The following is a 15,013-nucleotide window of genomic DNA, read 5'->3' on the forward strand; positions in this document are numbered from 1 at the left end:
TCCTTATTTCTCAGGTTTCCACACCTGGCCAATGGCCAGCGAGGTCAGTTTGCGACGGCGGCCGTACCACAGGTTCACCAGGCCGCGCGATACCAGAACGGCGGAGAACATGGAAGTCAGGATGCCGATGCAGTGCACCACGGCAAAGCCGCGTACCGGGCCGGTGCCGAAAATCAGCAGGGCCAGACCGGCAATCAGGGTGGTGACGTTGGAGTCCAGAATCGTCGCCCAGGCATGGCCGTAACCGGCCTGGATGGCCGAGTGCGGCGGCACGCCATTGCGCAGCTCTTCACGGATGCGCTCGTTGATCAGCACGTTGGCATCAATCGCCATACCCAGCGCCAGCGCAATGGCGGCAATGCCGGGCAGGGTGAGCGTGGCCTGCAGGATGGACAGGATAGCCAGCAGCAGGAACACGTTGACCGCCAGCGAGATGGCAGAGAACACGCCAAACACGCCATAGTAGATCACCATGAACACCGCGATGGCAGCAAAGCCCCACAGGGTGGAGTGGAAGCCCTTCTCGATGTTTTCCTTGCCCAGGCTCGGGCCGACGGTACGCTCTTCGATGATGTTCATCGGCGCGGCCAGCGAACCGGCGCGCAGCAACAGGGCGGTGTCATTGGCTTCTGCCGGGTTCATGCTGCCGGAGATCTGCACACGGCCACCGCCGATTTCCGAACGGATGACAGGCGCAGTCACCACTTCGGCACGGCCTTTTTCCACCAGGATCATCGCCATGCGCTTGCCGATGTTTTCCGCCGTTACCTGACGGAAGATGGAAGCGCCGGTGGAGTCCAGATTGATGTGTACTGCCGGAGCACCGTTTTCATCAAAGCCCGCTTGCGCGTCGTTGATGTTGTCGCCGGTCAGTTCCACGTCCTTCTTCACCAGAATCTTGCTGTCGCCGCGCGAGGTGGCTTCGTCCAGCAGGTCGTAACCGGCCGGGATATTGCCGGCCAGTGCATCGCTGACCTTGCCCTGGTCGTCTTCCACCATGCGCACTTCCAGCGTGGCAGTACGGCCGATGATGTCCTTGGCGCGGGCCGTGTCCTGGATGCCAGGCAGTTCCACCACGATACGGTTGGGGCCGGCTTGCTGGATGATGGGCTCGGACGTACCCAGTTCGTTTACCCGGTTATGCAGGGTGGAGATGTTCTGCTTGACCGCATCGCTCTGGATCTTGGTGACTTCTTCCGGCTTCAGCGTGGCGGTCAGCTTGTAATTGGCATCGTCGCTGTTCAGCACCAGGGTGGGCAGGGTGCGGCTGACTACGTTCTGCGCGGCCTTCAGGGTGTCGGCATCACGCAGCTGTACTTCCAGCACATTGCCATTGCGCTTGATGGTGCCGTAGCGCACTTGCTTGTTCTTCAGCTCGCGGCGGATGTCGCCGGCGTAGCGTTCCATGGTCTTGTCGATGGCAGCCTGCATGTCAACCTGCAGCAGGAAGTGCACGCCACCGCGCAAGTCCAGGCCCAGGAACATGGGGTAGGCTTTCAAGTCGGCCAGCCACTGCGGCGAGGCCGGCAGCAGGTTCAGCGCAATGATGTAGCTGTCACCCAGCGCACGCTGGATGGCGTCCCGCGCCTTGATCTGGGTGTCGGCGTCCTTGAAGCGGATCTTCAGGCTGCTGCCGTCCAGATAAAGACCGTCCGGGCTGATGTTCTGGGCTTTCAGAGCCTCTTCCACGCGGCCCATCAGGGCGGTGTCCACCGGAATGGACTGGCGGGTGCTGGAGACCTGTACCGCAGGAGTCTCGCCGTAGAAGTTGGGCAGCGTGTAGATCGTGGCAATGATCAGGGCTACCGCAATGACGAGGTATTTCCAGAGAGGATAGCGGTTCATGAGTGATATCGGAGGTAGGAAACGAAACTGGCCGTCACCCGTTATTACCGGGCTGACGGCCGTCCTGGGGAATTACAGGGACTTCAGCGTGCCCTTTTCCACCTTGCCGGTAACGGCCGGGCGCTGCACATTGATTTCCACGCCATTGGCGATTTCCAGGGTCAGGAACTGTTCGCCGGCTTTGACCACGCGGCCCAGAACACCACCCTGGGTAATGACTTCGTCACCCTTCTGGATTTCCGACAACATCTTCTGGTGTTCTTTCATTTTCTTCTGCTGCGGGCGAACCATCAGGAACCAGAACAGAACGAAAATGACGATCATGGGCAGGAAAGACATGATGTCGAAACCGGCCGGTGCGGCACCGGCGGCGAAAGCTTTATCGATGAAGGGCATTGTTTGCTCCCTTGTTATTTAGGTGTTGTTGATACAAACCGGCCATTGTAGCCACGCTATGTGGGTTTTTCCAACCGTCGGGCATGTCTGACCTGTGCGTGAGCGGGGCGGTTCCCCTTGTCAGGCGACGCCGCGCGCACGTTTGGCAGCGAATTCCAGGCGGAAATCCTCAAAGCGGTCTTCTTCGATCGCCTTGCGCATTTCGCGCATCAGTTCCTGGTAGTAGTAAAGATTGTGGATGGTGTTCAGGCGCGCACCCAGGATTTCACCCACGCGGTGCAGGTGGTGCAGATAGGCGCGGCTGAAATTGCGGCAGGCGTAGCAGCCGCATTCTTCGTCCAGCGGCTTCTTGTCATCCTTGTAACGTGCGTTCTTGATCTTCACGTCGCCGTACTGGGTGAAGATCCAGCCATTACGGGCATTGCGGGTCGGCATCACGCAGTCGAACATGTCGATGCCGTTGGCCACGCCGTGCACCAGGTCCTCCGGCGTGCCCACGCCCATCAGGTAGTGCGGCTTGTCGGCCGGCAGCATGCCGTTCAGCTCGTTCAGCATGCGGTACATTTCCGGCTTGGGTTCGCCCACCGACAGACCGCCAATGGCATAGCCGTCAAAGCCCACCTGCAGCAGGCCTTCCAGCGACTCCTGACGCAAGTCGGTATACAGATTGCCCTGCACGATGCCGAACAGGGCATTGGGATTTTTCAGGTCGTCAAACGCACGGCGCGAGCGCTCGGCCCAGCGCAGGCTCATCTGCAGCGATTTCTGTGCGGTGGCATGATCCACCTGGCCCGGCGTGCATTCATCCAGTTGCATCACGATGTCCGAATTGAGCACGGTCTGGATCTTCATCGAGATTTCCGGGCTCAAAAACAGCTTGTTGCCGTTGATAGGGCTCTGGAAGGTGCAGCCTTCCTCGGTCAGCTTGCGCATGTCGGCCAGGCTGAATACCTGAAAGCCGCCCGAGTCGGTCAGAATGGGTTTGTCCCAGCCGATGAATTCGTGCAGGCCGCCAAACTGCTCGATCACCTCCAGACCCGGGCGCAGCCACAGGTGGAAGGTGTTGCCCAGAATGATCTGCGCGCCGATGTCGTTCAGCTCCACCGGGCTCATGGCCTTGACCGAGCCATAGGTGCCCACGGGCTGGAAAACCGGGGTTTCCACGGTGCCGTGGTTGAGTTCCAGTGTGCCGCGCCGTGCGCCGCCGGATGTTTTGTGTACGGTAAACTTCAGCATGGGGTGTATTTGTTTTGCAAAATCAGCGCGCTAGTATACAGCAAGCGGAGGAGGCTGTTGCTTAAGCAGGGAAAATCCCCGCAGAGATGTCAATGGACGGGGCAACTGAGGCGGGCCGGGTGCTTGTGGCCGGGCGGCCTTTGCGGCAGCCGGTCTTGCGGATTCATGCGGTCAGGGGCTTGCATTTTCGCGGCCAGGCCTTTAGTATTGCCAACTCGACGACAGGCACGTAGCTCAGCTGGTTAGAGCACCACCTTGACATAATAGTGTTATGGAAAAAATCTAAGCCAAAATCTACTGCAAAAAACGAACTAAGCCCTTGATTTTCAAGGGCTTTTTTTATGTCTGTTCTAAACGTGGGGTTCGATTCATCCAGGTTGCACTAAAATGGTGAAAATCGCCTAAGTCTATGATTTATATAGATATATGCCTAGTGTTGTAAAAAGTGGACTTGGAAAAAATTTGGCAAAAGCTTTTTTGGAAAAGATCGCTACTAATGTGGAAAAAGACTATAATTGTGGGGTTCATATCCCTATGGAGTAGTCATGGCTACTGAAAGCAAAACAATTGAGAAAGGAATTCGTGCAATAACTTATAAGAACCAAGATGGTTCACAAGTTGTTAAGTTCCAGGTGCGAATCAATACAAAAGAACTTCCAAACTTCAATGCTTTGTTTGATGATTTGGAAGTTGCAAGAGAGATTGTTGCAAACTCAAGAAGTGCAGCAGGTAGGCAACTTATCAAAGATTTGAAGTTAGGTTATAACGAAAAACAAGATAAAACAAAAGATAAAAAAGAACTTATAAAAGATAGTTTTAACAAAATCAGCAATCAAGTTTTTGGATACTCTGATGAAGAGTATGATAAAAAGATTTCTGAAGTTGTAGAAGAATATGCAAATAGTGAAACCTTGAGTGAGTTCATGAAGTATTGGTTTGAAACTCACATCAAGAAGAATACAGACAATCAAGTTGATTTGAAGAACAATTCAACTTATGAAACTTCAATAAAAGTAATTTGCAGAACTGAAATTGTTGATTGGCACAAACACAATCAAATGATTGCAATGTTGCCCATGAACATGAGAAAACTTATTCATGCACCAAAAAAGTCAATTATTGGTGAAATGTCAATCTTTGATTTGACAACAGGTGATTGGTTTGAATACATAAAAGCACGACTCAATACAGTAAAAAAATCTACTGTTTCAAGAGAGTTGAGCATGGTTTCAAGTATGTATAACAAACTTTATCTTTTGGGTGATAGATACAAAGAAATAAAAAATCCGATTGATAAAACATTAAAAGATAAGATTAAGTCACCTACTACTATTCGTGAAGTACGAGTGTCAGAAGAAGAAGAAAAGAAATTAGAAAAAGCACTTAAGGATTTGAGAAATCCTGACATGATTAGAATTTTTACTTTGGCACTTGCAACAGGTTGTAGACGTTCAGAAGTTATTTTTTGGAATTGGAGTGATTTGAATCTTGAAAAAGGTTTTTACTTCCAAAGAAGAACAAAAAATGGCGACCCAAGAAAAATCAAACTTCTACCTGTTGCTATTGAAATTCTTAAACAAATTCCAAAAAAAGATAGTAAAGAAAAAGATAGTGACCGTATCTTTTCGTACAGTTTGGAAGGCTTCAAAACCATGTGGCAGAGAGCAAGAATAGCAGCGGGAACACCTCACATCCAGTTCAGGGATTTGCGCAATGAGTTCATTTCTAGAATGCTTGAACTAACAGACAATCCTATTGCTGTGTCTTCTATTGCAAATATTAGGAATCAAACCTACTTTGCAAGAACACATGTGAAGGCACACAATGATAAAAAATTTATTGAAAGTGATGGCATTAAACCTCAACATGTTCAACAACAAGTTGGACATAGTTCAGCGGAAATGACAGCACACTATAATAGACAAGATTTTTCAGGTTCTACTTCCAAGCCTTCTAATGTTGTTCCAGGTGTTGAAGAAGTTCAGGGAACTAGCAAGTTCAGGATTGAAGCCTTGAAGTTGCGGTACAAGTTCAATAAAAATTCTGAAGAAGAAAATCTTGAGCTTATTCAGTTGTTAGCTGATAAAGTTGAAGAAGAAGAAATTGATGTAGATTTTTCAGTTCTAGAAATGGCACTGAAAAGTAAGCATGGAATGGCAACTCAAGAAGAAAACAAAGAACTTCTTGACATCCTAATTAAAGTTACCAAAGGAAAATGATGGAACTCAAACTATTATCACAATCCACTATCAATGCAACAGCAAAGATGTTCAAGGATGGGTTCAAGTCAAATAGTCCCATTGTTTCCTATTGGACTGAAGCACTTGAAAAAAAATTAAAAAAAGATTTGGCAGATGCAAATGTTTCTGATGATGATTTGGAAGTTGCAACCTTGAACTTGCAACATGAATTCATTACGAATGTCATCAACTCACTAGACACTGAAAATGATATTGATTTTTTCAAATATCTTATGACAGTGAAAACTAATGTTGAGCATGGAAACATCAAAGCATTTTTGATTGGAAAACACTCTGAACTTTTCCTTGAAAATTATGAAGGACTTGTTGATGTAATCAAGGATGATGTTGAGACAATCAAGTTTCTGTTTGACTTGCCTGAGTTTTTTGAAGAGGAAGAGGATTTTGAACGGTATTTCAAATTCTTCACTGAGAACAAGAATCTTCTAACTGATGAAGTTCTTGAAGACTTGAACCCAATTGAAGATATTTTTGACTTCTATGTTGATGGTGAAGATGGTTTGACTATTTCATCAGTAAAGGTCAAGGGTGTTGCCAATATGTATGATGATGTAGTAAGTGGAGTAGATAAGAAAATCTTCACTGCTATTTTCAGGCAAGCATTCCTGATGATTGCTTACAATGGCGATAATTCCTTATTTGAAAAAATTAAAGATGATTTTGCCAATATTAAAAAGCTGATTCCTTCAACTAGCAAGATGAGTCAAGACAGGTATGTAAAATGGTATGTGGGAGTTTTTGAGGACTTCAAGAAAAATAAAATTCAAGACTTTGATATTTCTGAAGAACATCTTCCTGAGTTCAACCTATGAAAACAAATTCCTAAGCCACTAGATAGTGGCTTTTTTTCTGTCTGCAATGGATGGATATGAACATCACGCCCCTACATGGGGCTTTTTTGTGTGGTTCTCTACCTGGTGTGTGTGCTTAAAAATTGTGCAATCGTCAGCAATGGGTCTAGAAGGCTCTACAGCAACACGGAACACTTTTTGTACCATCACCATGTCCGAGTGTGAGAACGTGGCTTGTAGGGCTGTTTCTGAGGGTCAAATTTTGCTGAGTGGTGATGTCAACTGCATGGTTGCACCTGGAAGAGCAGTTATGAGCTACCAGGTTGATACGTTTTTGCTAATGGATGATGACTTTGATAAATTAAAGTTATAAGAATGATGTTTATGTTTTACATTGTGAGATAGTTGTTATGAACTTCTTTTGAACTTCCATGTAACAAAAAAAGATGATTTTTTTCTTCAAAAGTTGTTGACGCAGAACTTGGGAACAACTAAAGTACATACATCAACACACGAAACAGAGTTAGTTGTGTTGAGTGTCAGGCAACCAACTTTTTACTTTTGTGGAGATTTAAAATGGAAATGTTTTCTGTTGAACAAATGCAAGCTGCCCAACAACTGAACCAAGAAGCTTTGGGTTCTGATGGTTTCGCACAATATAATGCTCTTATTCAAAAGAGCACTATTTTTGCAATGCCCTTGAATAAGGACGAGCAAAAGCAATTGGCAGAATTCCAAAGCAAAATCTCTGCACATCGCAAAACCAAAGAACGTGAACCGAAAAAGCAAGAGTTCATCAAAATGGTTGAAGTGATGAAATCTTTGGGTTTCAAGCCTGCTGAATTGAAGAGCTTTATTGCTGGTGGCACTGTTACTGCTGCTGCAACTGTCAAGCCCACTTTCACACTCGGCACCTTCAACATCAAAGACTTTGGTGAAGTTAATGGTGTGCCTGCTGATGTCACTACTTACACCGTAGTGGTTGGCAACCTGCCACGACTGAACACCAAGGGTTGGGAAGTTGACTTCATCAAGCTGTTCAACAAGGATGCTGAAAAAGTTCTGTTGAAAATGAAAACAGAGGATGGCAAGAAATTCAAGCCTGAATTCAAGGAAGCTGTTGCAAGCCTGCTTGAATGGGAACCGATGAAGAAGGGTAACAAGCCTGAGTATGCAAACCTGACCGCTTTCCTTGACATCTTTGGAATCAAGGATGACAAGACCAAGAAGCTGACCAAGGAATGGGTTGCAAAACTCGGTGACAAGTATCCGACTGAAAAGGATGTTGAAGCCAAGAAGAAGGCTTTGGAAGAAGCTAAGAAGGTTGCAGTTGAGGAAGCTTTGGCTTAATCAACATGCCAACTAAGAGAAAATGCCCCGTAAGGGGCTTTTCTCGTTGACAGAGCCAATAAGGAAGAAGATTGATTGTTTTCTTCCTTATGTGCTTTGATGCACTAATTGAATCGCAAAACGCGAAATAAGGCTAAGAGGATTCCATGCAAAACCTATTCCAAGAACTCATTGATTTACTTTCTATTGATGACCGTTTGGTTTCTGAGGGTAAGTTAATGAAAAACAAGGTAGTTGAACTTGCCTTGAATCTTGACCCTGTTCTTATTTCTCACCTACTGAAAAATCAATCTTTGAGAAAGCATTTTTTCGTTGAGGTTGAAGGTATAACTGTATTTGATAAGATTAGATTTCAAAAGTTTGTTAGTAATAAGAAATTCTTGCCCGATAGTTTTACTGCTTTCAAAAACAAGATTGGTCTTGTTGCAGATGAGGAATACTTGAACGACTCAAAAGAAGTTGTTCTTGCTTGGCCCTACAAAGATTGTGTTCTTGAAGGTGGACAAGATAGGGTTGAAGCCAAAAGGGATGAAGTCTTTTGGAATGAGGTTCTTGCACCTGACCAAATTGATAGATTGCTTGCTCCAAAAGCATTTTCCAATTGGAAGAAGTTTACAAAAGATGGTCAATCCGTTCCTTCAACAGTCTCTTCTCAAGATAATCTCTTGATTAAGGGTAATAACCTGTTGGCACTGCACACCTTGTTGAAGACCCACCACGGCAGGTTTAAAGTCATCTTTATTGACCCACCATTTAATACTGAGAACGATAGTTTTCAGTATAACGACACCTTCACACAATCAACATGGTTCACTTTCCTAAAGAACCGTTTAGAGATTGCAAAGCTTTTACTTGCAAATGATGGTTCAATCTTTGTTCACATTGACCATGACAACAATCATCCTGTGAAGATGTTGTTGGATGAGATTTTTGGAAGAGAGAATTTCAGAAATGAAATCATTCTTCCAGGACGAGCAGTTAAGGGACTTCAGAAGCAATTTAAAACCATCAAGAAGCTTCAAGTCAGACACGACACATTGTTTTGGTACACCAAGAACCCTGAAGTCAGCTTTAAACCGTATTGGGTTGATAAACATGACCTTGGCAATGTTGAAGGTCATTGGCACCATGCATGGAGTACCGAAGAACGGAAGACCATGCAATATGAATTGCTTGGTACCAAAATCAATAAAGGTCAATGGGTTTGGGGAGAAGAACGAGCTCTTCAAGCAGTTGCCAACTATGAGCGATTCCTTGAAGAAGGTGGCGGTAGAACACTAGCCGAGTATTGGAGAGATACAGGTGAGTCCCTATCCTTTATCAGAAAGTCGCCTGATGATGGAAAGCCGCAATACTGGCGAGCACCAGCAGAAAGAAGAATTGGAGATACCGTTTGGAGTGGTGTACCCATTGCAAACAGTGACCACGGCTTTAAGACTGCCAAGAATGAAAAGTATCTTGCTGAAGTGATTCGTTTGGCTTCAGATGAAGGTGATTGGGTAATGGATTTCTTTTCAGGCTCAGGCTCTACTCTTGCAACAGCACATAAATTAAACCGTAAGTGGGTTGGTGTTGAGCAGCTTGATTACATTGATGAAATCACATGCCCAAGACTTGCAGAGGTTGTGAAAGGTGAGCAGCTTGGAATCAGCAAATCAGTCAATTGGACTGGTGGAGGTGATTTTGTTTATTGTGAGCTTGCGAAAGCTAATCAAGTTTTTGTTGATGCCATTCAATCAGCAAAGACAACAGATGACTTGTTAAAAACATGGAAGACCATGCAAGAGAAGGCTTTCTTGTCTTACCGTGTTAATCCCAAGGCATTTGATGAATCAAAAAGTGAATTCATTGAATTGAGTATTGAAGACCAAAGAAAGTTTCTCATTGAGACTCTTGATAAGAACATGCTCTATGTTCCTTTGTCAGAAATTGATGATGAAACATATTCCATTTCTGATGCAGATAAAGCATTGAACAAAAAATTCTTTGGTTAAGGAAGTGGAATGGCTGACACTAAAACATTATTCCAAGTTCTCATAGAGGAACTTGGTAAGAGAACGATTGAAGCAACCAAGCTGCCTGATTCCATTGTTGGCAACTTGAACCCTTCCTTCCCTATGCGACCATACCAGGAACGAGCTTTCAAGTTCTTCCTGAACTATTGGCAAGAAGCATTTGATGGTAAGCCAAGGCAGAACCATCAACTACTCTTTCATATGGCAACAGGCAGTGGTAAGACCTTGATGATGGCAGGCTTGATTGCCTACCTTTATGAAAAGGGATACAGGAACTTCCTGTTCTTTGTGAATAACAGCAACATCATTGAGAAGACCAGAGACAACTTCCTGAATTCAGTTTCAAAGAAATATCTGTTTGCTGACACCATCAGCTTTGGTGAAAAACGGGTTGCTATTCGTGAAGTAGATAACTTCCAAAGTGTCAATCCTGATGACATCAATATTGTTTTCTCTACCATCCAAGGTTTGCACATGGCTTTGAATGTTCCACGAGAAAACAGCTTGACCTATGATGATTTTGAAGATCAGAAGATTGTTCTGATTTCTGATGAAGCCCATCACATCAATGCTGACACCAAAAAAGGTAAGGAAGTAGACCAGGAAGAGCTTTTTGAAATTGTGTCTTGGGAAGGGACAGTTGAAAGAATTTTCCGTGCTAATCCTTCCAATATTTTACTTGAATTTACTGCCACTGTTGATTTCAGTGATGAAAACCTGAATGCCAAATACAAACCTAAGCTTCTATTTGACTATCCACTGAAAGAGTTCAGGAAGGATGGTTATTCCAAGGAAGTGAAGGTTTTGCAAGCCGACCTATCACCAATTGACCGAGCACTTCAAGCAGTGCTTTTGAGTCAATATAGAAGAAAGATTTTTGAGAAAAACAAGCTTCACATCAAGCCTGTAATTCTATTGAAGTCAAAAACCATCAAGGACAGTCAAGCTTTTCTTGAAGAGTTCAAGACATGCATTAAAACACTGAAACCTGAAACACTTGAGGCTATCAAGAATAGGAGCAGTGAAGAAACTATTCTCACTGTCTTCAATTATCTTGAAAGCAACAACATTTCACTTGAAAACTTGATTATTGAGTTGAAAGAAGACTTCTCTGAAGAGAAGCTGATTTCCGTCAATAGTAAAGAAGATTCTGAAGCTAAACAGCTTGCAGTGAATTCATTGGAAAGCAATGAGTTCAGAGCAGTTTTTGCAGTGGATAAATTGAATGAAGGTTGGGATGTTCTCAACCTATTTGACATCGTGCGCCTATACGATACCCGCGATAGTAAGGGTGGAAAGATAGGTAAGACAACGATGAGTGAAGCACAGTTGATTGGACGTGGAGCCCGCTATTGCCCATTCCAAACGCAAAACGACCAACCATTGTTTGGCCGTAAGTTTGACTCAGACTTAGACCATGAAATGCGAATCTGTGAAGAGCTTTACTATCACAGTGCATACAACCCTAAGTACATCCAAGAGCTAAATACCGCACTTCAAGAAATCGGTATGAAGGCAAAGGAAACCAAGGAACGAAAGATTCACCTGAAGAGCAGCTTCAAGGAAACTGCCCTATTCAAAGCTGGCCACCTGTTTTTGAACGACCGACTCAAGTACACAAGAGAAGAAATCAAGGGGCTTGAAAGCAGCATCATCAATCAGACCCATCGTGTTTCTTTGAGAACTGGTTATACAAAGAGTGTTGTTGCATTTGATGCTCAAGGCAATGACAAGGGAGCCAACAAGGAAGGTAAAGACTACTACCTGAAAGACTTTGGTACACCAATTATTCGGAAAGCCATTCAAAGAATTGAGTTCTACGAATTCTCTTCATTGAAAAAGTTTTTGCCAAACCTGAAATCAATCCAAGAGTTTATCACTTCAGATAGCTATCTTGGAAGAGTCAAGGTAGAAATCACAGGATTGGCAGACCAGGTTAATAATCTCAAGCCTGAAGAAATGCTTGATGCCAGCATCCAGGTACTCAACGCTATCAGCAGTGTTATTGCTTCTGACAAGATTGAATACAAGGGAAGTAAGAAGTTCTCACCAAGGATGATCCGCGAGGTATTCACGGACAAGAGCTTGAATTTCATGCTTGATGATGGTGAAGATAAAGAGTTTGGCAAATCAATGAGTGATGCTACTGAAACGGCATATCACTTGGATTTGACAACAAGAGCATGGTTTGCTTTTGATGACTGCTTTGGAACTTCTGAAGAAAAACTTCTGATTCAATACATTGATAAGAGGTACAAGGAGCTTTCCAAGGTCTATTCAGAAGCCTATTTAATTCGAAATGAAAAACACTTCAAAATTTATGCTTTTGAAGATGGAAGACCATTTGAACCTGACTTCATCCTTTACATGATTGGGAAGGAAAAGACAGACACAATGCACTATCAAGTATTTGTTGAACCAAAAGGTACACACTTACTGAAGGCTGATGAGTGGAAAGAAAAATTCCTAGTCAATATCAAAGAGCATTTTGAAGTTGAACAACTATTTTCCAATAAAAAATATGTTGTTTGGGGGCTTCCCTTCTACAACAGTACGGAAAGATTACCTGAGTTTGAAGAAGCCTTTGAAACTCTTCTTTCTTGATTGCTAAAGGATAACCACATGGGAAGCTTTGCACACTTCACTATTGATGGTTATCCCGTTGCTTGGGATAAGAACCATCTACACACTTGGTACTTCAAGAAGAAGGATAGAGACATTTTTAAAAGAAAAGTCTCTGAAAGAAATCCTCTCATTTGGTCTATCAATCCTGATGATGATGAAGAGGAAACTTGCTATATCTATCGTATCAATGCAAAGACTCTAATAAAAAGATTGGAGCTTGCAGGATATGATATGAATAGAGTTCAACATGAATTCAAGAAATCTTCAGCAAAGATGATTGAAGAGTTGGATTACTATTCAAAAGAATTTGGTCTAGATTATGCCAAACACTCTGAGTTGCTAAAAGATGCCAATCTTAATGACTGGCTCATAAGGTTGAAAGCGATTATTCAGAAGAAGCACCAAGGCGACCAGTGGAAAGACCCTGTTACCCATGAAGACCCTATCATTGATTTCATGATTAATAAGCCGAATTTTGCCTTTGAAGATTCACCTGTTGACCTGACTTTTCCTTGTGAGTCATTTGAAGCATTTTTCAGAGCCGTTGCTGAAGTTGTTGACCCTGAAGCAATTTGTGAAATTGATGCTACTGAGTTGGTATTGGGAGGATGGACAAACAACTTTGATGACCTGATTGAATACAGGCAACCAAACACAAACATCTATGGAAACTTCTCCACTGCCATAGAGAATATTCAAGGGTTGCTTGCCAATGCAGATAATCAAACTCTTATCAGGCTTTTGTTTGCCAATGTCATCACTTCAATGGAGTCATACCTTTCAGATACCATCAAGAAGAATGTGTTGGGCAGACCTGCACTGTTAAGAAGATTTGTAGAGTCAAGCCAACAACTAAAAGAAAAGAAAAGTAATTATGCTGAAGTGTTCAAGATTATGGATGATATTGAGAACACGGTTTCTCAATTGATTGATGAAACATTGTTCCATAATCTAAGTAAAACAATTTCTCTTTATAAAAGTGTTCTTGATGTAGATTTCCCAACTGAATCTATGTCAGTAATACAGAAGGCAATCAGTCAAAGACATGACATAGTTCATAGAAATGGCAAGACCATTGGAGGTGAAGAACTTGAGATTTCTAATGTTGATGTCTCAAGCCTAATTGACACCATCAAGGATGTGATTGATAGAATTGATTATCAAGTCAAGGAAGGACTTCTTGATGATGGCGATGAGTAGATGAACAAGCAAAGGCTCCATATGGAGCCTTTTTTATGGTCTTTATCACTATTCAGACTCCCCAAAAATGCACGAACGAGTTCAGCCAGGTGCAACCTGGACGACCACCAACAGCAGGAAAATCCCGAATGGGGAAGGCTCCGTCCTTCTTCTGGAAAATTTTGCATACTAAGTAATCATTACAATAGCAAATCATATTATTAGATCATCAAAAGGATTGACTAAAATAATTTATGCAATATTATTTATTGGGTAATCAGGAGAAAATAATGAAAATAATGATTGGAAATTTGGATAGAGCAATAAGAGAAGAAATGTTTAATCTTCATAGTTGTTTTGTTGATAATGAGGCGACTGAAAAAGATTTTTTCAAAAGACAAGTTGAAGTAAAGACAATTGATTTAACAAAGATTGATTCAGAAGTCACAAAAAGATACTTATCAAGAATGTCTTCAGATGATTTGATGAAATATTATAAAGTCACACTTCAAGAACCAACAAAATATGCAGTTGTTTCAGGTGATTGCTTGGTTGATGGATTGCACAGAATTTGTGCAAAAATAGCAGCAGGTGAAAAAACAATGAAGGTAGTAGATTTTGGAAGATTATTAGACCCTGCATGTTCAGGTTATCAAACAAAAATAAAATTCATGCTGGAAAATAAAAATGAACTTACAAGATAAACACAAGCCACTTTATAGTGGCTTTCTTTTTGTCTGCAATGGGATGATGAAATTAAAATAAATATTTTGTTGGTTGTTTATTAGACGCAATATTGTTTTTATCCACGTTTATTTGTAGACGTAAATTTGTTTATTTATTATAGTAGACACATCTAAACAGCAAACAAGGTAGTAATCAAATGAAAACTGAAATGAATGCAAAACTTATTGGCTTTGTTTATTCTATTCTTGTTCGTTGTGTTCTTAAGGATGAAGAAATCAAGAAATGTGAAAGCAATGAGTTTCGCCCTGGAGATTTTTGTGATGACAACATGCTTCTTGCAGAAGCTTTTGTTTGGTTAGGTTATGCAGAAAGTATTGATGACCTTGCAACTGAAGATGATGATGTAAATAAAGCATGGAATGATGGTTTTGATTATGCTGAATCCAATCAATACTTCCCTTGGAAATTCTCACATACTGAAGTTGATGAAATTCTTGACATCACTTTCTTGAATAAAGGTGATGGTTTCAGAATTAATGAGTGGCAAGAAATTTATTTGATGAATGTTAGTGATGTGTGGAATGGTTTTCTCACTCGCATTGAATAAAAAAGAACAACCAAAGAAAAA

11 protein-coding genes are annotated in these 15,013 nt (G+C 42.9%); 8 read left to right on the forward strand and 3 right to left on the reverse strand.

Features of this window, described 5'->3' with window-relative positions:
• Nucleotides 1–3: 3 nt before the first annotated feature.
• From secD to tgt, 3 genes are all read right to left on the reverse strand, one after another.
• Nucleotides 4–1,845, reverse strand: a complete 1,842-nt coding sequence (gene secD / locus ACE3SE_RS00750) for a protein translocase subunit SecD (RefSeq protein WP_062788492.1) — start codon at nucleotides 1,843–1,845, stop codon at nucleotides 4–6.
• A gap of 72 nt (nucleotides 1,846–1,917) precedes the next feature.
• On the reverse strand, nucleotides 1,918–2,241 hold the full coding sequence (gene yajC, locus ACE3SE_RS00755) for a preprotein translocase subunit YajC (RefSeq protein WP_045845176.1): 324 nt from the start codon (nucleotides 2,239–2,241) through the stop codon (nucleotides 1,918–1,920).
• 120 nt (nucleotides 2,242–2,361) lie between these two features.
• Nucleotides 2,362–3,477: a tRNA guanosine(34) transglycosylase Tgt gene (tgt, locus tag ACE3SE_RS00760; RefSeq protein ID WP_045845175.1), complete on the reverse strand. Its 1,116-nt coding sequence runs from the start codon at nucleotides 3,475–3,477 to the stop codon at nucleotides 2,362–2,364.
• Nucleotides 3,478–4,022: 545 nt separating this feature from the next.
• On the opposite strand from tgt, the gene ACE3SE_RS00765 reads away from it, so the two are divergent.
• The 8 genes from ACE3SE_RS00765 (at nucleotide 4,023) to ACE3SE_RS00800 (ending at nucleotide 14,992) form a co-directional block, all read left to right on the forward strand.
• Nucleotides 4,023–5,696, forward strand: coding sequence for a site-specific integrase (locus ACE3SE_RS00765; RefSeq protein WP_374553284.1), 1,674 nt, complete (start codon nucleotides 4,023–4,025; stop codon nucleotides 5,694–5,696).
• Nucleotides 5,693–6,550 carry a hypothetical protein gene (locus tag ACE3SE_RS00770; protein WP_374553285.1) on the forward strand — a complete coding sequence of 286 codons (858 nt, stop codon included), beginning with the start codon at nucleotides 5,693–5,695 and terminating at the stop codon, nucleotides 6,548–6,550. The genes ACE3SE_RS00765 and ACE3SE_RS00770 overlap by 4 nt, the downstream gene beginning before the upstream one ends.
• Before the next feature lie 555 nt (nucleotides 6,551–7,105).
• Nucleotides 7,106–7,879 carry a hypothetical protein gene (locus ACE3SE_RS00775; protein ID WP_374553286.1) on the forward strand — a complete coding sequence of 258 codons (774 nt, stop codon included), beginning with the start codon at nucleotides 7,106–7,108 and terminating at the stop codon, nucleotides 7,877–7,879.
• 146 nt (nucleotides 7,880–8,025) lie between these two features.
• Nucleotides 8,026–9,873 carry a DNA methyltransferase gene (locus ACE3SE_RS00780; RefSeq protein WP_374553288.1) on the forward strand — a complete coding sequence of 616 codons (1,848 nt, stop codon included), beginning with the start codon at nucleotides 8,026–8,028 and terminating at the stop codon, nucleotides 9,871–9,873.
• A 9-nt stretch (nucleotides 9,874–9,882) separates the two neighbouring features.
• Nucleotides 9,883–12,498, forward strand: coding sequence for a DEAD/DEAH box helicase family protein (locus tag ACE3SE_RS00785; protein WP_374553290.1), 2,616 nt, complete (start codon nucleotides 9,883–9,885; stop codon nucleotides 12,496–12,498).
• An 18-nt stretch (nucleotides 12,499–12,516) separates the two neighbouring features.
• Complete coding sequence (locus tag ACE3SE_RS00790; protein ID WP_374553291.1) at nucleotides 12,517–13,719, forward strand: HEPN/Toprim-associated domain-containing protein; 1,203 nt, start codon at nucleotides 12,517–12,519, stop codon at nucleotides 13,717–13,719.
• Nucleotides 13,720–13,988: 269 nt separating this feature from the next.
• Nucleotides 13,989–14,402, forward strand: a complete 414-nt coding sequence (locus ACE3SE_RS00795; protein WP_374553293.1) for a hypothetical protein — start codon at nucleotides 13,989–13,991, stop codon at nucleotides 14,400–14,402.
• Between the two features lie 179 nt (nucleotides 14,403–14,581).
• On the forward strand, nucleotides 14,582–14,992 hold the full coding sequence (locus ACE3SE_RS00800; protein ID WP_374553295.1) for a hypothetical protein: 411 nt from the start codon (nucleotides 14,582–14,584) through the stop codon (nucleotides 14,990–14,992).
• Nucleotides 14,993–15,013: the final 21 nt, after the last annotated feature.

It is taken from the genome of Aquitalea pelogenes (assembly GCF_041914625.1).
Taxonomy (GTDB): Bacteria; Pseudomonadota; Gammaproteobacteria; order Burkholderiales; family Chromobacteriaceae; genus Aquitalea; species Aquitalea pelogenes.